This window comes from Streptomyces sp. NPDC059003 (genome assembly GCF_042740445.1).
GTDB lineage: Bacteria > Actinomycetota > Actinomycetes > Streptomycetales > Streptomycetaceae > Streptomyces.
In genome coordinates this window covers 24,068-43,089 of sequence record NZ_JBHYJH010000049.1, presented here as the reverse complement: position 1 = coordinate 43,089, position 19,022 = coordinate 24,068, and the positions used below count along the sequence as shown (strand labels likewise).

The following is a 19,022-nucleotide window of genomic DNA, read 5'->3' as shown; positions in this document are numbered from 1 at the left end:
ACGAACGGTACGGCGGCGGGCGGCCTCCTCCGAAGGGAGTGTGGCGTGGATCTCCCGGGCACCGCGTGCGAAGGGGCGGCGTGGGCCGGTGCGCCCCCGTACGGAGTCAGTGCGCGTCGTACGCCCCGCGCGCGGGCGCCCCTGCGTCGAGGTCCGTGATCTCACGCACCGCCAGCACGTCCATCCGCGCCGGTGACCCCAGGGCCGCGCCACAGCTCTCGGGGCGCGGCGGCAGCGAGGCGCCCGGCGCGACGGTGACCTGCCAGTGCCGTCCGTCGGTGTGGGCGACCGTCACGTCCCAGCGGGGCGCGGCACCGGTGGTGCGGACGACGGTCAGCGCACCCGCCGCGTTCTCGCGCACCGCCGTGCGCACGGCCAGTTCGGCGGCCTGCCCGGGGCGCTCCCAGGCGGAGCTGCCCCGGCACCCGTCGGTGACGACGCGCCCTTCCCGTACGCCCTGGAGGATCTCCTTGACGGTGTGGGCGGCGGTCCGGCCGTACGCGTATCCGTACGGCAGCACGAGCAGCGTGGGCGAGAAGCGATGACCACCTAGATGAGTGACTTCCCAGACGCCCTCTTCACCGGAGGCGGCCAGTTCGGAGGCGAGCGGCCTGCCGAGCAGGGCGCAGCACCGGTCGCGTTTGCCGTTCGTGCACACGAGCGCCAGCGGGGCACCGGTGTGCGGTGTGCCGAAGCCGCCGTGGTCGCCCGCGCCGAGCGCCGCGAAGTCCAGGCCGAGCAACTGCCGTGGATCGTCCACTACGCGGGTACGCAGCCAGGTGTTGCCCGGGGAGGTGTGCGCCACGTACACGTGGTGCCGCGCGGGGGTGTGGCAGTCGGCGTGGCGCCCCGGGCGGCGGATGAGCGCGACCCGCACACCGGTGGTGTCGGCGGCACGCTCCAGGGCGCGGCCCACGTCCGGGTCCAGATGGCTGGAAGTGAGCGCTTTGGCGCCCCATGGGCCGGGCTGTTCCAGGAGCAGCCATGTCCTGGCGGTGGCCGCGGTGCCCGCGAGAGGCTCGTTCAGGTCCCGCGAGGCGGTCGCGCACGTACTCACGGAGGCGAGCCTAACCCGCGCCCGGCCTGGCGGAATTCACCCGCCCGATCCCCTGCCCGATCACACGCCCGATCAGGCGTCCGGAGCGGCGGGCAGCGGCTGCGGCGGCCGCAGCCCGACGTACTGACCCACGGGGCGCATGCGCATCGGCCGCTCCCCGTACTCCTCCAGGGCGTGCGCGATCCAGCCCGCCGTGCGGGCCACCGCGAAGATCGTCTCGCCTGCTTCCTCGGGCATGGCGGACGACACGGTGAGGACGGCGAGCGCGAGGTCGATGTTGGCGTGCAGGTCGGTGTGGCGGGCGGTGGTGGCCACCACGTCGCGGGCCGCCGCCAGCGCGGGGCCGGCTTTCGGCATCACTTCGAGGAGGCCGAACAGCGCCTGTGCGCGCGGGTCCTCGCCCGGGTAGAGGCGATGACCGAGTCCGGGGACGCGGCGGCCCGCGCGCAGCTCGTCCGCGACGACCGGTGCCGCGCTGCCGCGGTCGAGGACCTCCAGGAGCATGCGGTGGGCGAGCCCGCTCGCGGCACCGTGCAGGGGGCCCTCCAGGACGCCGAGGCCGGCGGAGACCGCCGCGTACGGGTGGGCGCGCGCCGACGCCGCGACGCGGACCGCGAGTGTGGACGCCGCGAGGTCGTGGTCGACGAGCAGGGCGAGCGCCGTGTCCAGGGCGTGCAGCGAGGCCTCGTCGGGCTTGTTCCCGCTGAGCCGCCCCCACAGGCGCCCGGCGAGCGGGCCGCCGTCGCGGTGGGTGGGCAGGGCGGGCGGGAGCGCGGCGACAAGGGTGGGGATCAGCGTGCGGGCCGTGCCGACCACCGCCTCTTCGGAGAGGTCGAAGCGGAGCGGGTCGGCGGCGGCCGCCGAGATGGCAGCCACGCGCAGCCGGTCCGTGGGGCCGGCGTGCACCGGGAGCGCGCGCATGGCGAGCCGCGCCGCACTGGTCGGCTCCGGGGGTGCCGTGAAGTGGATGCCGGGGCGCAGGACACCGGTCCACAGCCACTCGGCGACCTCTTCGTAGGAGTGGGTCAGCGCCAGTTCGGCCGCGTCCACGCCGCGGAAGTAGTAGCGGTCCTTCTCGATCAGCGTGATGCGGGTGCGTACGGAGAGTTCGTTGGCCGAGGGCGCGGTGGCGCGGTCGCGGCGGTTCCTTCGGGCGAGGGCCCCGACCTCCTTGGGGTCGAAGGTGCTGCCGCGCCCTCCGGGGCCGCGGCGGCTGCTGAGCTGCCCGCGGCTCACGTACGCGTACACGGTCTCGGGTTTTACGCCGAGCAGTTCCGCGGCTTCCTTGGTGCTGAGCCGTCGGCCTTCGCGTGCGGACGCGCCCGCTTCTTGATCCGTCATGGGCGTCACCGTATCTGCGTCTCGATGCCTGTACGTTCACATTGATTTAATCAATATTGACAGAGATTGAGTCAAGCATGGACAGTCGAATCAAGTCCAGGGAGGAAGTCGAGGAACACCATGCCGATCAATGGCTCCGCCACCACCCCCAGCGCCCCCGTCGAGGTCCCGCGCGGCCTCGCGGGTGTCGTCGTCACCGAGACCCAGCTCGGCGACGTCAGGGGGTACGAGGGCTTCTACCACTACCGTCAGTACTCCGCCGTGGAGCTCGCGCAGACCCGCAGCTTCGAGGACGTATGGCACCTGATGTTCCACGGCACGCTGCCGGACGCCGCGCAGCGAGCCGCCTTCACCGAGCAGACCGCCGCGCTGCGGCAGCTGCCGGAGGAGGTGAGGGCGGCGCTGCCCGCGATCGCCCGCGCCAGCACGCTCTCCGGGCCGCTCGCCGGGCTCCGCACGGCCCTGTCGCTCTTCGGCGCCTCGCGCGGCTTCCGGCCGGTGTACGACATCGGCGCCGACCGGCGCCGCGCCGACGCGCTCGCCGCGTCCGCCGTCGTACCGACCCTGCTCACCGCGCTGTACCGGCTCGGCCAGGGCCTCGACCCCGTCGAGCCGCGCGACGACCTCTCGTACGCCGCCAACTACCTCTACATGCTGACCGGTTCGGAACCGGACGCCGCCCGGGCCCGGGCGGTCGAGCAATACTTGATCTCCACCATTGATCACGGCTTCAACGCGTCAACATTCACGGCCCGTGTCATTACGTCCACGGGTGCGGACGTCGCCGCCTGCCTGGTGGGAGCCGTCGGCGCGCTGTCCGGCCCCCTCCACGGCGGCGCCCCCAGCCGGGCCCTGGACACGCTCGACGCCATCGGCACGCCCGACCGCATCGACCCGTGGATCCGGGAACGGGTCCTCGCGGGCGAGCGCATCATGGGCTTCGGGCACCCCGTGTACCGCACGGAGGACCCCCGCTCGCGCATGCTCCGTGGTATCGCCCAGGAGTTCGGCGGTGAGCTTGTGGAGTTCGCGGTCGAGGTGGAGCGGCAGGTCGAGGAGATCCTCGCGGAGCTCAAGCCGGGCCGCGAACTCCACACGAACGTGGAGTTCTACGCGGGCGTCGTCATGGAGCTCTGCGGCCTGCCGCGTGAGATGTTCACGCCGACGTTCGCCGCCGCCCGGGTGGTCGGCTGGAGCGCCAACATCCTGGAACAGGCGGAGGACTCGAAGATCATCCGCCCGGCGGCGCGGTATGTGGGGGCGGTGGCGCCGGTGGCGGTGCCGCCGATTGCCTGAGCGGCGCGGTCGGGCTCGGGCGGGTCATAGCCCCCCGTTCATGATGAGGGCGGGGGCGTTGCCCGGCGTGGGTCGGCCAGAGCTCGCTCGAAGATCTGGAACATCCGTCCCTCTGCGCTGTCTGGGAGTAGCTGGCTCTTCTTCGCCCGAGCGGCGTCCCAATAGCGCAGAAAGGCCGGACTGCTCAGCAGGTTCGCAGCGTGAACGAGTAGGTCATCCTCGGAGTAGGTGCCCCAGCTGTAAGCCAGTACGTAGTGGTTGAAGGTCAGGTTGGCGAACAGGTTCTGGCGCAGTTCGGTCGTGGAGGCTGTCGGCAGGTCGGCCCATACCTCGGCGAGGGGAGGGTCGTTCATGGCCATCTCGGTCAGCTGAATGTGCAGTGCGCGCATGTTTGCTTCCGCGTTGCGACGCAGCTCTGAACGGGACGCTGCCAGCTCGTCGCGCTGAAGAGCGAGTTCCTGTCGCTGTATGCGTAGCTCGCGCTGTTGCAACAGCAGTGTGACGATGAGGAGCAGCAGGGCGAGTCCTGAGAAGACGGCGCTCACGCCGCCGAAGTAGTCCCCAAGGTGGCTTCGCTCGGCTGCCCGGTCTCTGCCGTCGTTGGCGGCTTCCACACCGCGGATCAGCAGGCCGCTGATGACGATGGACGCCAGGCCTACGAGGGCGATGCCGACAGCGATGGCTGTCGCCCACGCCGCGGCGGTGCCTGCTGAACGCCATATGTGCTGACGAGGCATCGGTTCCTCCCCGAACGGAAATCCTTTCCGGGGGGCTGGAGGATAGCGATATTCGGTGCCGCGCTTGCTGGACTGTGGCCGATTTTCGCGCTCTGGGGCGGTTCGGAGGTTTCAGGGCGGTTCAAGGCGGTCCCCCCTGCAGATCAGGGGGGACGCCGGTGTACCCGGGTGTGGCGGGAGTCCTTTGGCGCGGGAGGTGCAACCAGGGGGGAGCGAGCCAGTTGAAGTTAGGGGTGTACCTCTGGTGAAGGCTGCTCACATGTAAGGGCTCGACAAGGGGCGCCGGGTTCGGGCGCTGCGGCGAGCTGTGGGGCGCGTATCAGGTCGCGGGGATGTCGACCTTGGCCCGGATCAGGGTCTCGCGGCTGATGACGACGATACGTTCGTCGGCTGCGCGTGCGGCGTCGTGGGGGAGCTCATCGTCGAGCGTCGCCGTGGCCTCTGTCCCGATGATCGCGAAGTTTCCGTCGCTGAGTTCGAAGATGTCGGGGCAGGTATCTCCGCCGACACTGCCACGTTCGCGTGGAGGCACACCGATGCGGCGCACGATCTTCAAGTGGATCCCCGTCCTTGAGGGTGGAGCTGGTTGATGGGAATGGTGTTGGTAGGGAAAGCAGGGGCAACGGAACCAGCCGCCGCCTGAAGAGACAGGCGGCGGAGGGGGGACAAGGCTAGCTGTTGATTGTTACGTGCCCGTTCCGGGGATGTGCTCCAACTGGGCTTATTCGGGCGGAGGTTCTCCCACCACCCACCATTCCTCGGAGTCGGTCTCATCCAGATTGTGGATCAAGGTGTCCACCATTCGGCCCACCCGGGCCTCGTCTGATGTGCCTTTGAGGCTGGCGCGCTGATGACGTGTCGCCTGCCAATAGGTGCGGAAGACCGGGTTCTGGCAGATCCAACGGAGGTGGCCGTGCAACTCCTCCCAGGTGACGACTCCGCTCCGGTAGGCCAGGAGTGTGTTGGTGTAGAACGCATTGGCGAACAGGAACTGGCGCCGCTGCGTGGGCGACTCCGCCTCGGCGATGCTGAACACGGCGGCGAGGTCCGGGTCGTCGATGGCTTTGTTCAGCAGGTAGCGCTGGAGGCCCTGCTGCTCTGCCAGCATGGCGCGCCGCCAGTCGGCGCGTTCCATCCGTTCGACCTGCGCGTATCTGCGCTGTTGCGCGACCAGGAGGAGGACGCACCCGGCCGCGAAGGCAAGCCCCGCCCCGGCCGCGGAGCGTAGCTCCCTTATCCCCAATTTCTGTGTGACCATGTCAACCCCCGATCCAGGCGACCGTCCGCCGGTCTTCGGGTATGGGGCGACACGGTGCGGACCGGCGAGCGATGGGCGGCGCTTGCCGTCTCCCAGAGTGCCGAGCGGCTCTGATCGGCCGGGAGGCGGAGAGGAGGCGCACGGAAGCACAGCGGGCAACTGCGCTGAGGTCTCCGGGCGCCGTGCCCAATGTGTGCCCCGGGAGCGCCGCTAACAATCGTTCACCTACCGGCACGTCTACGCGCACATATCCTGGAACAGCCTTCAATCGCCGTACATCGTCGTCGCCCGCGACATGTACGTGCCCTGAGGGACTTGATCCACCTTGACGTGAGTTGATTACGAAGGGCCGCACGTGCGTGAGCAACAGATCCCGGTTGTCGTCCTCACGGGCTACCTGGGTTCCGGCAAGACGACACTCCTGAACCATCTGCTGCACCGCAGCGGAGGCAGCCGCATCGGTGCGATCGTCAATGACTTCGGGTCCATCGAGATCGATGCCATGGCCGTCGCCGGGCAGCTCGGCGACTCCACCGTCTCGCTCGGCAACGGTTGCCTGTGCTGCGCCGTGGACGCCAGCGAGCTCGACGAGTACCTGGAGCGGCTCGCACGGCCGTCCGCCCGTATCGACGTCATCGTCATCGAGGCGAGCGGGCTCGCCGAGCCGCAGGAGCTCATGCGGATGGTGCTCGCCAGCGAGAACCCGCACATTGTGTACGGCGGCCTGGTGGAGGTCGTGGACGCCGCCGAGTTCGACGCGACCCGGCAGCGGCACCCCGAGGTCGACCGGCACCTGGGCATCGCCGACCTGGTCGTCGTCAACAAGGCGGACCGCGTCGGCGAGGCGGAGCGCGACCGGATCCTCGACGAGGTGCGCCGCCACACCGACCGGGCCGCCGTGGTCCCCGCCTCGTACGGACGCGTCGACGTGGAGCTCCTGCTCGACCGCAAGCCCGTGGAGGAGCGCGTCGGGCAGCTGTCCTTCGACGACCTGCACGACCACGGCGAAGCCGGCCGGGGCACGGACGACGACGGCGACTGCCGCTGCGGTGACCCCGGGCACCACGGCGACTCCGGGCACGCCCATCTGCACTCCGGGTACGAAAGCCTCGCCTTCACCTCCGAAGCGCCCATGAACCCCCGGCACCTGATGGCCTTCCTCGACAGCAGGCCCGAAGGGCTCTACCGGATCAAGGGATACGTGGACTTCGGCGCCGCCGACGCCCGCAACCGGTACGCCGTGCACTCCGTCGGGCGGTTCCTGCGCTTCTACCCCGAGCCGTGGGAGCCCGGCGAGAAGCGGCTCACCCAGCTCGTTCTCATCGGTTCCGGCATCGACGTACCGGCGCTGCACGAGCAGCTGAGTCTGTGCCGCGAGGGCGACGAAGACGCCCCGCACGCCGATGAGTTCGGCATGTGGGGCGTTCTGCGCTACGTACAGGAGCAAGAGCCGGAGCAAGCGCCGGAGTATGAGTCTGTGTCGGCAGACGGGGCCCTGATGGAGGTCGAGGGCCCCGCCTGAAACCGGCACCGGTAACCGGTGCCGGGGGCCCGCCCGACTACGCCGCCGGCCCCGCCACCGCCGCCACCGGCTTCGCCAGCGAAACGCCGGAGCCGTCACGGCGCGGGTCGGGCTCCGGGAGCTCGGCCGGCAGGCCGCTGCGCTGGGCCGCCCGCGGGGGCGTCGGGCCCGCCCAGCCGAAGCTCAGGCAGTCCTCCCCCTTGAGCAGCCGCTGGCAGCGCACGCCGCCCGTGGCGCGCCCCTTGCGCGGGTACTGGTCGAACGGTGTGACCTTGGCGGTCGTCTGCACCGAGTCGTCGAGCGTGCCCCGCGAGCCCGCGACCGTGAACACCACGGCGTCCGCCGCCGGGTCGACAGCGGTGAAGGAGATGACCTTCGCGCCCTCCGCGAGCTTGATGCCCGCCATGCCGCCCGCCGGGCGGCCCTGCGGACGGACCTGCGCCGCCTGGTAGCGCAGCAGCTGCGCGTCGTCCGTGATGAAGACCAGGTCCTCGTCGCCCGTGCGGAGCTCGACCGCGCCGACGATGCGGTCGCCGTCCTTGAGCGTGATGACCTCCAGCTCCTCCTTGTTGGCCGGATAGTCCGGGACCACGCGCTTGACGACGCCCTGCTCGGTGCCGAGCGCAAGGCCGGGCGAGGACTCGTCGAGGGTCGTCAGGCAGATCAGCTTCTCGTCCGCCTCCAGGGAGAGCAGCTCCGCGACCGGGGCGCCTCCGGAGAGGTTGGGTGCGGACGCCGAGTCCGGGAGCTGCGGCAGGTCGACCACGGAGACCCGCAGGAGCCGCCCCTCGGACGTCACCGCGCCCACCTCGCCGCGCGCCGTCGACGGCACCGCCGAGACGATGACGTCGTGCTTGACGCGCTTGCCGTCGCCCTCCGGGAAGGGCTCGCCGTTGGACGTACGCGCCATGAGGCCCGTCGACGACAGGAGCACCCGGCACGGGTCGTCCGCCACCTGGAGGGGCACCGCGGAGGCCGGGGCGCCCGCGGACTCCAGGAGCACCGTGCGCCGCTCCGTGGCGAACTTCTTGGCCACGGCGGCCAGCTCGGACGAGACCAGCTTGCGCAGCTCCGCGTCCGACTCCAGGATCCGCGTGAGCTCCTCGATCTCCGCGTTCAGCTTGTCGCGCTCGGACTCCAGCTCGATGCGGTCGTACTTGGTGAGGCGGCGCAGCGGCGTGTCCAGGATGTACTGCGTCTGGACCTCGCTCAGGGAGAAGCGCTCCATCAGGCGCTGCTTGGCCTGGGCGCTGTTCTCGCTGGAGCGGATGAGGCGGATGACCTCGTCGATGTCCAGGAGCGCGACGAGCAGGCCCTCCACCAGGTGCAGCCGGTCGCGCTTCTTGCCGCGGCGGAACTCGCTGCGGCGGCGCACCACGTCGAAGCGGTGGTCGAGATAGACCTCAAGGAGCTCCTTGAGGCCGAGCGTGAGGGGCTGGCCGTCGACCAGCGCCACGTTGTTGATGCCGAAGGACTCCTCCATCGGCGTCAGTTTGTACAGCTGCTCCAGGACGGCCTCCGGGACGAAGCCGTTCTTGATCTCGATGACCAGGCGCAGGCCGTGCTCGCGGCCGGTGAGGTCCTTGACGTCGGCGATGCCCTGGAGCTTCTTCGAACCGACCAGGTCCTTGATCTTGGCGATCACCTTCTCGGGGCCGACCGTGAAGGGCAGTTCGGTGACGACGAGGCCCTTGCGGCGGGCCGTCACGTTCTCCACGGAGACCGTCGCGCGGGTCCTGAAGGTGCCCCGGCCCGATTCGTACGCGTCCTTGATGCCGGACAGGCCGACGATCCTGCCGCCCGTGGGCAGGTCGGGCCCCGGGACGAACTTCATGAGCGTCTCGAGGTCGGCGCCCGGGTGCTTGATCAGGTGGCGGGCGGCCGCGATGACCTCGCCCAGGTTGTGCGGCGGCATGTTCGTCGCCATGCCGACCGCGATGCCCGACGAGCCGTTCACCAGGAGGTTCGGATACGCCGCCGGGAGGGCGACCGGCTCCATCTCCTGGCCGTCGTAGTTCGGCGTGAAGTCGACCGTGTCCTCGTCGATCGACTCCGTCATCAGGGAGGTGGCGTCCGCCATGCGGCATTCCGTGTACCGCATGGCCGCGGGCGGGTCGTCGTTGCCCAGCGAGCCGAAGTTGCCGTGGCCGTCGACCATGGGCAGGCGCATGGAGAAGGGCTGCGCCATGCGGACCAGGGCGTCGTAGATCGACGCGTCGCCGTGGGGGTGCAGCTTGCCCATGACCTCGCCGACGACGCGGGCGCACTTGACGTACCCGCGCTCGGGGCGCAGGCCCATCTCGTTCATCTGGTAGACGATGCGGCGCTGCACCGGCTTCATGCCGTCGCGGGCGTCGGGCAGGGCGCGGGAGTAGATGACCGAGTAGGCGTACTCGAGGAAGGAGCCCTGCATTTCGTCCACGACGTCGATGTCGAGGATCTTCTCCTCGAAGGCAGCGCCGTCGTCGGGTCGCGGGGTCTTCGTGCTGCGGCGGGCCATCGCTGCTGCGGCTCCTTCACCAACAAGTGCGGGATCTGACGCCGACCATTGTGGACTGTCCCACTGACAACGCCGACCACGACCCGGGCCCGGACGCGCCGCAACCAGGCGGTCGGCCGCCCCGGAGCACGCTCCGGAGCGGTCTGAGGAGCGGTCTCCGGGGCGGCCTCCCGGAGCAAGGGGAGTACAGGGATCGCGATCACCCACCGCACCCGCGGATGACCCTCGGCGACCTCGCGTCCCGCCCCGGCACCCCAGCGCCCCGCCCCGGCACCCGCGCGCCCCACCTCGCCGAACCCGTTCCCCACCTCGCCGAACCCGTACCCAACGACGATCACCCCCCGATCGGCACGCGATCACGCCGACGGCGAACGCCGACTACGCCGAGGGCGGAGCGGGAACTTCGCCAGGTGTCAGCACGCTTGCTTACAGTGGCAGGACTGGCAGCACATATCGAGGATTTCGCGATCGAATCGAAGGGACGTACATGCCCATGGGTCACACGGCCACAGCCGAAGCCGGCTCCGGCGGCCTGACAGCGACCGAGCACCGGCTGGCCAACGGCCTGCGCGTGGTGCTCTCCGAGGACCACCTGACCCCGGTCGCCGCGGTCTGCCTCTGGTACGACGTGGGTTCGCGCCACGAAGTCCAGGGCCGCACCGGCCTGGCCCACCTCTTCGAGCACCTGATGTTCCAGGGCTCGCAGCAGGTGCACGGCAACGGCCACTTCGAGCTGGTGCAGGGAGCGGGCGGCTCGCTGAACGGCACGACCAGCTTCGAGCGCACCAACTACTTCGAGACGATGCCCGCGCACCAGCTGGAGCTCGCCCTCTGGCTGGAGGCCGACCGCATGGGCTCCCTCCTGTCGGCACTCGACGAGGAGTCCATGGAGAACCAGCGGGACGTGGTGAAGAACGAGCGCCGCCAGCGCTACGACAACGTTCCGTACGGCACGGCGTTCGAGAAGCTCACCGCCCTGTCGTACCCGGAGGGCCACCCCTACCACCACACGCCCATCGGCTCCATGGCCGACCTGGACGCCGCCACCCTCGAGGACGCCCGGAACTTCTTCCGCACGTACTACGCGCCCAACAACGCGGTCCTCTCCGTAGTGGGCGACATCGACCCGGAGCAGACGCGCGCCTGGATCGAGAAGTACTTCGGCTCCATCCCGTCGCACGACGGCAAGCAGCCCCCGCGGGACGGCGCGCTGCCCGAGCGCATCGGCGAGGAGCTGCGCGAGGTCGTGGAGGAGGACGTCCCGGCCCGTGCCCTGATGGCCGCCTACCGCCTCCCCGAGGACGGCACGCGCGCGTGCGACGCCGCCGACCTGGCGCTCACGGTGCTCGGCAGCGGCGAGTCCTCCCGGCTCTACAACCGCCTGGTGCGCCGTGACCGCACGGCGGTGACCGCGGGCTTCGGCCTGCTCCGGCTCGCCGGGGCGCCCTCGCTCGGCTGGCTCGACGTGAAGACCTCCGGTGACGTCGAGGTCCCCGTCATCGAGGCCGCCGTCGACGAGGAGCTCGCCCGGTTCGCCGAGGAGGGCCCGACCCCCGAGGAAATGGAGCGGGCCCAGGCACAGTTGGAGCGCGAGTGGCTGGACCGCCTCGGCACGGTCGCGGGCCGCGCCGACGAACTGTGCCGGTTCGCCGTTCTGTTCGGCGACCCCCAGCTCGCCCTGACCGCCGTCCAGCGCGTCCTCGACGTCACCGCTGCGGAGGTCCAGGAAGTCGCCAAGGCGCGCCTGCGCCCGGACAACCGCGCGGTGCTCGTGTACGAGCCCGTCGCGGCCGAGGACGACGCCCCTGAAGACGCGGCCCCCCAGGACGCCATCCCCGGCACCGCCGCCGACGAGACCGACCAGGAAGAGGAGGCGGCGAAGTGACCGCGGCTGAGACGTCTGTGACGATGCAGTTCCACCCGCAGCCCCAGGCGGGCGCCGCCAAGCCCTGGGCCTTCCCGGCCCCCGAGCGCGGCGCCCTGGACAACGGCCTGACGGTGCTGCGCTGCCACCGCCCCGGTCAGCAGCTGGTAGCCGTCGAGATCCACCTGGACGCGCCCCTGGACGCCGAGCCGCAGGGCCTCGACGGCGTCGCCACCATCATGGCGAGGGCGTTCTCCGAAGGCACCGACAAGCACTCCGCGGAGGAGTTCGCCGCCGAGCTGGACCGCTGCGGCGCCACGCTCGACGCGCACGCGGACCACCCGGGCGTCCGCGTCTCCCTCGAAGTGCCCGTCTCCCGGCTGCCGAAGGCGCTCGGCCTGCTCGCCGACGCCCTGCGCGCGCCCGCCTTCGCCGACAGCGAGATCGAGCGCCTCGTGGCCAACCGCCTGGACGAGATCCCGCACGAGACCGCCAACCCCGCCCGCCGTGCCGCCAAGGAGCTCGCCAAGCAGCTCTTCCCGGCGTCGGCCCGCATGTCGCGGCCCCGCCAGGGCACGGAGGAGACGGTCGCCGCCATCGACTCCGCGGCCGTACGCGCGTTCTACGAGAAGCACGTGCGCCCCGCCGCGGCCACCGCGGTCGTGGTCGGCGACCTCACCGGCACCGACCTGGACGCCGTCCTCGCCGACACCCTCGGCGCCTGGACGGGCGGCACTGCCGAGCCCCGCCCGGTGCCCCCGGTGACCGCCGACGACACGGGCCGCGTCGTCATCGTGGACCGCCCCGGCGCCGTCCAGACGCAGCTGCTCATCGGCCGCGTCGGCGCGGACCGGCACGCGCGCGTGTGGCCCGCCCAGGTTCTCGGCACGTACTGCCTGGGCGGCACCCTCACCTCGCGCCTGGACCGCGTCCTGCGCGAGGAGAAGGGGTACACGTACGGCGTCCGCGCGTTCAGCCAGGTGCTGCGCTCCGCCCCGGACGGCTCCGGGTCCGCGATGCTCGCCATCAGCGGCTCCGTGGACACGCCGAACACGGGCCCGGCGCTCGACGACCTGTGGAAGGTGCTCCGCACCCTCGCCGCGGAGGGCCTCACGGACCCCGAGCGCGACGTCGCCGTGCAGAACCTGGTGGGCGTCGCCCCGCTGAAGTACGAGACGGCCGCCGCGGTCGCCGCCACGCTCGCCGACCAGGTCGAGCAGCACCTGCCGGACGACTTCCAGGCGCACCTGTACCGGCAGTTGGCCGAGACCGGCACCGTAGAGGCCACCGCGGCCGTCGTCAGCGCCTTCCCGAGCGACCGCCTGGTGACGGTGCTCGTGGGGGACGCGGCGCAGATCGAGGAGCCCGTGAAGGCGCTCGGCATCGGCGAAGTGACGGTCGTCACCGGCTGATTGCGGCAGCCAGGCCAGCCCGGCCAGCCAGGGGCGGCCCGGCCCGGCCCAGCCAGGGTCGGCGGCCGCGCGGACAAACCGGTAGCAACGCCACGTAACACAAGGGACCCCGGAGGCTCAGGAAGCCCCCGGGGTCCCTGCATGCTGCCATATGTCCGAATTGGCAGGGAGGTTGGGTGTCTGCCCTGTGGCGTGCGCTACAAAAGGCGTGATCCGTTTGTCGATTGAAAGATGAGCCGTTTAGCGTCGACCAGGCTGTCCGTCAGGCAGTACGCCGCGTCCGCGGCACCGGACAGTCATCGCCGAGTCCCCGTACGGCGCGAGCCAGGGGAGCCGGGGACCCACATCCGTCCCCTGGGGTGAATCGGACCCCTTGCCGCAAGGTGAGGAGCCCGTAGGAGACCTTCCTGCTCCGAACCCGTCAGCTAACCCGGTAGGCGAGAAGGAAGGAAAGGACCAGCCGCTTCATGGCGCTCATCCGCCCGACCGGCAAGCACCGCCGCCCGAGCCGCATCTCGCGCACCACTGCCAACGCCGCCGGCGTCGCCGCGCTCACCACCACCGGCGTCATCTCGGGCCTGGCCGCTCCGGCGCTCGCCGCCGACACCTCCGCCGAGCACACGAACACCGGCCTCACCCAGGCCATCTCCGTCGGCGACTCCCTCGCCAGCGAGGTCGACGCGCAGGCCGCCGCGCAGAAGCAGGCCGCCGCCGAGGCCGCCGCGCAGCAGAAGGCCGAGGACGCGGCCCGCCAGAAGGCCGCCGAGCAGAAGCGCAAGGCGGAGGCCGCCGCGAAGGAGAAGGCCAAGAAGGAGCGCGAGGCCAAGGCGGCGAAGGAGGCCAAGGAGCGGGCCCGTGAGCGCGCCGCCCGCGACGCCGAGCGCAAGCGCCTGAACGCCTACGTGGCGCCGGTCGACGGCTCGTACGTCTCCACCTCCTACAAGGCGGGCGGCGGCATGTGGTCCTCCGGCAGCCACACCGGCATCGACTTCCACGCCGCGTCCGGCACCTCGGTCCACGCCGTCGGTGCGGGCACCGTCGTCGAGGCGGGCTGGGGCGGCGCCTACGGCAACAACGTCGTGATCAAGATGAACGACGGCACGTACACGCAGTACGGCCACATGTCGTCCCTCAGTGTCACCGTCGGCCAGACCGTGACCCCGGGCCAGCAGATCGGCCTCTCCGGCTCCACCGGCAACTCCTCCGGACCGCACCTCCACTTCGAGGCCCGCACCGGCGCCGACTACGGCTCGGACATCGACCCCGTCGCGTACCTGCGCGCCCACGGCGTCAGCGTCTGACCCACGGCGTCAGCGCCTGACCCGCGGCACTCCGCGTCCGACCCGCAGCACTCCGCGAAGGCCCCGGCTCACCCGAGCCGGGGCTTTCGGCGTACGCAGACCCTTGGCCAAAAGATATCCATGGATTCCGACGCACCGTCGGAAAATCCGGCCGCCTGCAATAGAGTTCAGGGAGCCATCGTCCATGGAGTTGTCGCACGTACGTCATTAGGCGCGTCGCACGACGCGTTTCGCGGGCATTGAGGGAATTAACGCGGAGGTCCGTCATGCGCATTCCCGCGCACTCGGTATGCACAGCCATCCGGGACGACATCGTCTCCGGTGTCTACGAACGCGGCACGCGCCTCACCGAAGAACTGCTCGCCCGCCGCTACGGCGTCTCCCGCGTCCCCGTGCGCGAGGCCCTGCGCACCCTGGAGGCGGAGGGCTTCGTGGTCACGCGCAGGCACGCGGGCGCGTGCGTCGCCGAGCCCACCGAGCAGGAGGCCGCCGACCTCCTGGAGGTCCGGGCGCTCCTGGAGCCGCTGGCCGCCGCACGCGCCGCGCAGCGCCGCACGGAGGCCCATCTGAAGGTCCTGCGCGGCCTCGTACGGCTCGGCCAGGAGCGCGCGAGGCGCGGCGGCACCGAGGACCTGCGCTCGCTCGACGGCTGGTTCCACGAGACGCTCGCGCAGGCGTCCACCAGCCCCGGCCTCATCGCCCTGCTCACCCAGCTGCGCCACAAGATCGCGTGGATGTACGTCACGGACGTCCCGGCCGCGCCCATGGAGACCTGGAACGGCCACGCCGCGGTCGTCGACGCCGTCGCCCGCGGTGACGCGGACCGCGCGCGGGCGCTCACGGTCCTGCACGCCGAGCGCGCGGCGGCCGCGCAGCGGCTGCGCACCGGGCGTGTGAGGGGTTCGCAACGTGCCGTAAACAAAGTGCGCGTACGGAATTAACGCAGGCGCCGTATACAAAGAGCGGGGAATTTCGGACCGGCGACTTGCGGCTCGCGCGCAAACTCCCTTTTTGTGGGTGTCCCGCCGCCTCGCCGGTAATTGGGCCTGCTTTCCTGTGCCGGGGTCGGGGCTCGTCAAACACGTCCATCCCGCAAACGCGTACACCCCGCAAACACGTACACCCGAAAACGCAACGGAGCCGCGTGGGCCGCCCGGAAGGGGCCCACGCGGCTCCGCCGCACGGTGTCCGACAGCGTCAGACGGTCTCCGGAAGCTCCTCGAGCCCCTCCGCGACCAGCTTCGCCAGGCGGTCGAGGGCGGCGTCCGCACCCTCGGCGTCCGAAGCGAGCACGATCTCCTCGCCGCCCTGCGCGCCCAGGCCGAGCACCGCGAGCATGGAGCCGGCGTTCACGGGGTTGCCGCCGGCCTTGGCGATGGTCACGGGGACGCCCGCGGCCGTGGCCGCACGGACGAAGATGGAGGCGGGCCGGGCGTGGAGGCCCTCGGCCCAGCCGACGTTGACGCGGCGCTCAGCCATGTGTTGCTGCCCTTCCAGGTGTCTCACACTTGTCTAGACCAGTGTCTCATGCCGACCCGGGTGCTCCCGCCGGACGCCACGGACGCGCCCGCCGCACACCAGGGACGCGCCCGCCGCTACACCAGGGACGCGCGCGCCGGGACGCCACGAACGCTCCGCGGGCCGCCCCGGACGCCGCCCGCTCTCCTCCTACATTGCCCCGGCCCCCGCGGCCTCGCGACCCGTACCCTGGCCCCATGCAGACCCCGCCGGACCAGCACGCGTACCCCTCGCACTGGGAGGCCGACGTGGTGCTGCGCGACGGCGGCACCGCCAGGATCAGGCCCATCACGGCCGACGACGCCGACCGGCTCGTCAGCTTCTTCGAGCAGGTATCGGACGAGTCGAAGTACTACCGCTTCTTCGCCCCCTACCCCCGCCTGTCCGCCAAGGACGTCCACCGCTTCACCCACCACGACTACGTGGACCGCGTGGGCCTCGCCGCCACCGTGGGCGGCGAATTCATCGCGACCGTGCGCTACGACCGCATCGACGAGCACGGCCGCCCCGCCCCCGCCCCCGCGGACGAGGCCGAGGTCGCCTTCCTGGTCCAGGACGCCCACCAGGGCCGCGGCGTGGCCTCCGCCCTCCTCGAACACATCGCGGCCGTCGCCCGGGAACGCGACATCCGCCGCTTCGCCGCCGAAGTGCTGCCCGCCAACACCAAAATGGTGAAGGTCTTCACGGACGCCGGATACCAGCAGCAGCGCAGCTTCGAGGACGGCGTCGTCCGCCTCGAACTCGACCTGGAGCCCACCGACCGCTCCCTCGCCGTCCAGCGCGCCCGCGAACAGCGCGCCGAGGCCCGCTCCGTCCAACGCCTCCTCGCCCCCGGCTCGGTCGCCGTCATCGGCGCGGGCCGCGCCGAGAGCGGCGTCGGCCGCGGCATCCTGCGCAACCTCATCGGCGCGGGCTTCACGGGCCGCCTGCACGCCGTCAACGCCGCCCTCCCCGACGGCGCCGAAGAGACCGAGACCGGCCTGGACGGCGTGCCCGCACACCGCTCCGTGGGCGACATCACCGAGCCGGTCGACCTCGCCGTCGTCGCCGTGGCCGCCGACCGGGTGCCGCAGGCCGTCGCCGACTGCGGCGAACACGGCGTCCAAGGCCTCGTGGTCATCTCCGCCGGATACGCCGAGAGCGGCGCCGAAGGCCGCGAACGACAGCGCGCGCTCGTCCGCCAGGCCCGGTCCTACGGCATGCGCCTGATCGGCCCGAACGCCTTCGGCGTCATCAACACCGCGCCCGACGTGCGGCTCAACGCCTCCCTCGCGCCCGCGCTGCCCGCCCCCGGACGCATCGGCCTGTTCACCCAGTCCGGCGCCATCGGCATCGCGCTCCTGTCCCGCCTGCACCGGCGCGGCGCGGGCCTTTCGACCTGCGTCAGCGCGGGCAACCGCGCCGACGTGTCGGGCAACGACGTCCTCCAGTACTGGTACGACGACCCCGACACCGACGTCGCCCTCATGTACCTCGAATCCATCGGCAACCCCCGTAAATTCACCCGCCTCGCCCGCCGCACCGCCGCCGTGAAGCCGCTCGTCGTCGTCCAGGGCGCCCGGCACAGCGGCATCGCCCCCACCGGCCACGCGGGCGCCGCGACCCGCCTCCCGCACGCCACCGTCTCCGCCCTGCTCCGCCAGGCCGGAGTGATCCGCGTCGACACCGTCACCGAACTCGTCGACGCCGGCCTGCTGCTCGCCGGACAGCCGCTGCCCGCAGGACCCCGCATCGCCGTCCTCGGCAACTCCGAGTCCCTCGGCCTGCTCACGTACGACGCCTGCGTCGCCGAAGGACTGCGCCCGCTGCCGCCGCGCGACCTGACCACCGCCGCCACCCCGGACGACTTCCGCGCCGCCCTGGGCGCCGCCCTCGCCGACGACGGCTGCGACGCCGTCGTCGTCACCGTCATCCCCTCCCTCGGCGAATCGAGCCGCCAGGGCGAGGGCGAGTCCCTGGCCGCCGCACTGCGCTCCGCCGCGTCCTGCTGCCCCACCAAACCGGTCGTCGTCGTCCACGTGGAGCTCGGCGGCCTCGCCGAAGCCCTCTCCGCCGCCGCAAGCACCGGCCCCCACGCCGCACCGCCCCCGGACACCGCACCCCTGGACACCGCGCCCCCGGAGACGGCACCCCCGGACACCGTGCCGCCGAACCCCGCGCCCCCGGAGACAGCACTCCCGGACACCGCGCTCCCCGACCCCGCCGCGCCCCCGGACACCGCACCCCCGGACCAGGAAACGGAACCCCCCGACCCCTACCGCATCCCCGCCTACCCCGCCCCCGAACGGGCCGTCCGCGCCCTCGCCGAAGCCGTCAACTACGCCCAGTGGCGCCGCGACATCACCGAGCCCGGCAAGGTCCCCGAGTACGACGACATCGACGAACCCGGCGCCGCGGAGCTCATCGAGCGGCTGCTCGCCAAGGACGACACCGCCCACGGCATCACCCTCGACCCCGCCGACGCCCGCGACCTGCTCGCCCACTACGGCATCCGCGTCCACCAGGCCCTGCCCGCACCCGACGCCGACACCGCCGCCCGGGCCGCCAGGGAGCTCGGCTACCCCGTGGCGCTCAAGACCACCGCCCCGCACCTGCGCCACCGCCCCGACCTCGGCGGCGTACGCCTCGACCTCGCCGACGAGGAACAGCTGCGCCGCGCCTACCGCGAGCTCACCCACACCCTCGGCAGGCCCGCCGAGCTGCGGCCCGTCGTCCAGGCCATGGTCGCCCGCGGCGTCGACACCGTCGTCCGCGCCGGACACGACCCGGTCGCCGGAGCCGTGCTCTCCTTCGGGCTCGCCGGCGCCGCGTCCGATCTGCTCGGCGACACCGCGCACCGGCTGATTCCAGTCACCGACCGCGAGGCCAAGCACCTCGTCCGGTCCATCCGCACGGCACCGCTCCTGTTCGGCTGGCGCGGCTCGGCCCCCGTCGACACCCCCGCCCTCGAAGAGCTCCTCCAGCGCCTCTCCCGGCTCGTCGACGATCACCCCGAAGTGGTCACCGTCTCACTGGAACCCGTGGTCGTCGCCCAGGAAGGCCACTCCGTCCTCAGCGCCTCCGTACGCCTCGCCCCACCACCCGCCCGCGACGACCTCGGCCCCCGCACCCTGCCCGCCTACTGAGGCCCCGGGGCCCCGTCCCCGCGCGCGGGAACCCGTGCGCCTGTCCCGTACGCGGCCACTGCGCGCCTTCGGCCAGGCACCGGGTCGTAGG

General features: G+C 71.7%; 14 protein-coding genes and 1 riboswitch. Of the genes, 7 read left to right on the top strand and 7 right to left on the bottom strand.

The features are described 5' to 3' along the window. Positions 1-106: 106 nt before the first annotated feature. Positions 107-1,057, bottom strand: coding sequence for a sucrase ferredoxin (locus tag ACFWZ5_RS19140; RefSeq protein ID WP_384792324.1), 951 nt, complete (start codon positions 1,055-1,057; stop codon positions 107-109). Between the two features lie 72 nt (positions 1,058-1,129). Then, on the bottom strand, positions 1,130-2,398 hold the full coding sequence (locus ACFWZ5_RS19135; RefSeq protein ID WP_384792321.1) for a citrate synthase family protein: 1,269 nt from the start codon (positions 2,396-2,398) through the stop codon (positions 1,130-1,132). A gap of 120 nt (positions 2,399-2,518) precedes the next feature. Between ACFWZ5_RS19135 and ACFWZ5_RS19130 the strand changes: the two genes are divergently transcribed. Beyond that, a complete protein-coding gene (locus tag ACFWZ5_RS19130; RefSeq protein WP_384792318.1) occupies positions 2,519-3,694 on the top strand; it encodes a citrate synthase in 1,176 nt (391 codons plus the stop codon). A gap of 38 nt (positions 3,695-3,732) precedes the next feature. Here the strand turns inward: ACFWZ5_RS19130 and ACFWZ5_RS19125 are convergent, their stop codons facing one another. From ACFWZ5_RS19125 to ACFWZ5_RS19115, 3 genes are all read right to left on the bottom strand, one after another. Then, on the bottom strand, positions 3,733-4,431 hold the full coding sequence (locus ACFWZ5_RS19125; protein ID WP_384792315.1) for a DUF6082 family protein: 699 nt from the start codon (positions 4,429-4,431) through the stop codon (positions 3,733-3,735). Between the two features lie 319 nt (positions 4,432-4,750). Beyond that, the gene (locus tag ACFWZ5_RS19120) at positions 4,751-4,987 is read right to left on the bottom strand and encodes a hypothetical protein (RefSeq protein ID WP_384792312.1); all 237 of its coding nucleotides are present in this window, start codon (positions 4,985-4,987) and stop codon (positions 4,751-4,753) included. A 165-nt stretch (positions 4,988-5,152) separates the two neighbouring features. Beyond that, positions 5,153-5,689 carry a DUF6082 family protein gene (locus ACFWZ5_RS19115; RefSeq protein ID WP_384792309.1) on the bottom strand — a complete coding sequence of 179 codons (537 nt, stop codon included), beginning with the start codon at positions 5,687-5,689 and terminating at the stop codon, positions 5,153-5,155. Positions 5,690-6,044: 355 nt separating this feature from the next. Here ACFWZ5_RS19115 and ACFWZ5_RS19110 point away from each other — a divergent pair, with 355 nt between their 5' ends. Beyond that, positions 6,045-7,211, top strand: a complete 1,167-nt coding sequence (locus ACFWZ5_RS19110; protein WP_384792307.1) for a CobW family GTP-binding protein — start codon at positions 6,045-6,047, stop codon at positions 7,209-7,211. A 37-nt stretch (positions 7,212-7,248) separates the two neighbouring features. Here ACFWZ5_RS19110 and ACFWZ5_RS19105 read toward each other — a convergent pair whose 3' ends face one another. Further along, complete coding sequence (locus ACFWZ5_RS19105) at positions 7,249-9,711, bottom strand: DNA topoisomerase (ATP-hydrolyzing) subunit A (protein ID WP_384792304.1); 2,463 nt, start codon at positions 9,709-9,711, stop codon at positions 7,249-7,251. 487 nt (positions 9,712-10,198) lie between these two features. Between ACFWZ5_RS19105 and ACFWZ5_RS19100 the strand changes: the two genes are divergently transcribed. From ACFWZ5_RS19100 to ACFWZ5_RS19085, 4 genes are all read left to right on the top strand, one after another. After that, positions 10,199-11,596: a M16 family metallopeptidase gene (locus tag ACFWZ5_RS19100; RefSeq protein ID WP_384792301.1), complete on the top strand. Its 1,398-nt coding sequence runs from the start codon at positions 10,199-10,201 to the stop codon at positions 11,594-11,596. Between the two features lie 23 nt (positions 11,597-11,619). Then, a complete protein-coding gene (locus tag ACFWZ5_RS19095; RefSeq protein ID WP_384792358.1) occupies positions 11,620-12,987 on the top strand; it encodes a M16 family metallopeptidase in 1,368 nt (455 codons plus the stop codon). A 290-nt stretch (positions 12,988-13,277) separates the two neighbouring features. Further along, a riboswitch (cyclic di-AMP (ydaO/yuaA leader) is annotated at positions 13,278-13,442 on the top strand. 12 nt (positions 13,443-13,454) lie between these two features. Further along, a complete protein-coding gene (locus ACFWZ5_RS19090; RefSeq protein WP_384792298.1) occupies positions 13,455-14,288 on the top strand; it encodes a M23 family metallopeptidase in 834 nt (277 codons plus the stop codon). A 266-nt stretch (positions 14,289-14,554) separates the two neighbouring features. Next, on the top strand, positions 14,555-15,229 hold the full coding sequence (locus ACFWZ5_RS19085) for a GntR family transcriptional regulator (RefSeq protein ID WP_384792295.1): 675 nt from the start codon (positions 14,555-14,557) through the stop codon (positions 15,227-15,229). Between the two features lie 256 nt (positions 15,230-15,485). Here ACFWZ5_RS19085 and ACFWZ5_RS19080 read toward each other — a convergent pair whose 3' ends face one another. Then, a complete protein-coding gene (locus tag ACFWZ5_RS19080; RefSeq protein ID WP_384792293.1) occupies positions 15,486-15,767 on the bottom strand; it encodes an HPr family phosphocarrier protein in 282 nt (93 codons plus the stop codon). A gap of 236 nt (positions 15,768-16,003) precedes the next feature. On the opposite strand from ACFWZ5_RS19080, the gene ACFWZ5_RS19075 reads away from it, so the two are divergent. Next, positions 16,004-18,931 carry a GNAT family N-acetyltransferase gene (locus tag ACFWZ5_RS19075; RefSeq protein ID WP_384792290.1) on the top strand — a complete coding sequence of 976 codons (2,928 nt, stop codon included), beginning with the start codon at positions 16,004-16,006 and terminating at the stop codon, positions 18,929-18,931. The last annotated feature ends 91 nt before the right edge of the window (positions 18,932-19,022 follow it).

Bases quoted from the DNA above. Each gene is read 5' to 3' on its own strand.
- ACFWZ5_RS19135 (WP_384792321.1), bottom strand. From the start codon at position 2,398: ATGACGGATCAAGAAGCGGGCGCGTCCGCACGCGAAGGCCGACGGCTC.
- ACFWZ5_RS19130 (WP_384792318.1), top strand. From the start codon at position 2,519: ATGCCGATCAATGGCTCCGCCACCACCCCCAGCGCCCCCGTCGAGGTC.
- ACFWZ5_RS19125 (WP_384792315.1), bottom strand. From the start codon at position 4,431: ATGCCTCGTCAGCACATATGGCGTTCAGCAGGCACCGCCGCGGCGTGG.
- ACFWZ5_RS19115 (WP_384792309.1), bottom strand. From the start codon at position 5,689: ATGGTCACACAGAAATTGGGGATAAGGGAGCTACGCTCCGCGGCCGGG.
- ACFWZ5_RS19105 (WP_384792304.1), bottom strand. From the start codon at position 9,711: ATGGCCCGCCGCAGCACGAAGACCCCGCGACCCGACGACGGCGCTGCC.
- ACFWZ5_RS19100 (WP_384792301.1), top strand. From the start codon at position 10,199: ATGCCCATGGGTCACACGGCCACAGCCGAAGCCGGCTCCGGCGGCCTG.
- ACFWZ5_RS19095 (WP_384792358.1), top strand. From the start codon at position 11,620: ATGCAGTTCCACCCGCAGCCCCAGGCGGGCGCCGCCAAGCCCTGGGCC.
- ACFWZ5_RS19090 (WP_384792298.1), top strand. From the start codon at position 13,455: ATGGCGCTCATCCGCCCGACCGGCAAGCACCGCCGCCCGAGCCGCATC.
- ACFWZ5_RS19085 (WP_384792295.1), top strand. From the start codon at position 14,555: ATGCGCATTCCCGCGCACTCGGTATGCACAGCCATCCGGGACGACATC.
- ACFWZ5_RS19080 (WP_384792293.1), bottom strand. From the start codon at position 15,767: ATGGCTGAGCGCCGCGTCAACGTCGGCTGGGCCGAGGGCCTCCACGCC.
- ACFWZ5_RS19075 (WP_384792290.1), top strand. From the start codon at position 16,004: ATGCAGACCCCGCCGGACCAGCACGCGTACCCCTCGCACTGGGAGGCC.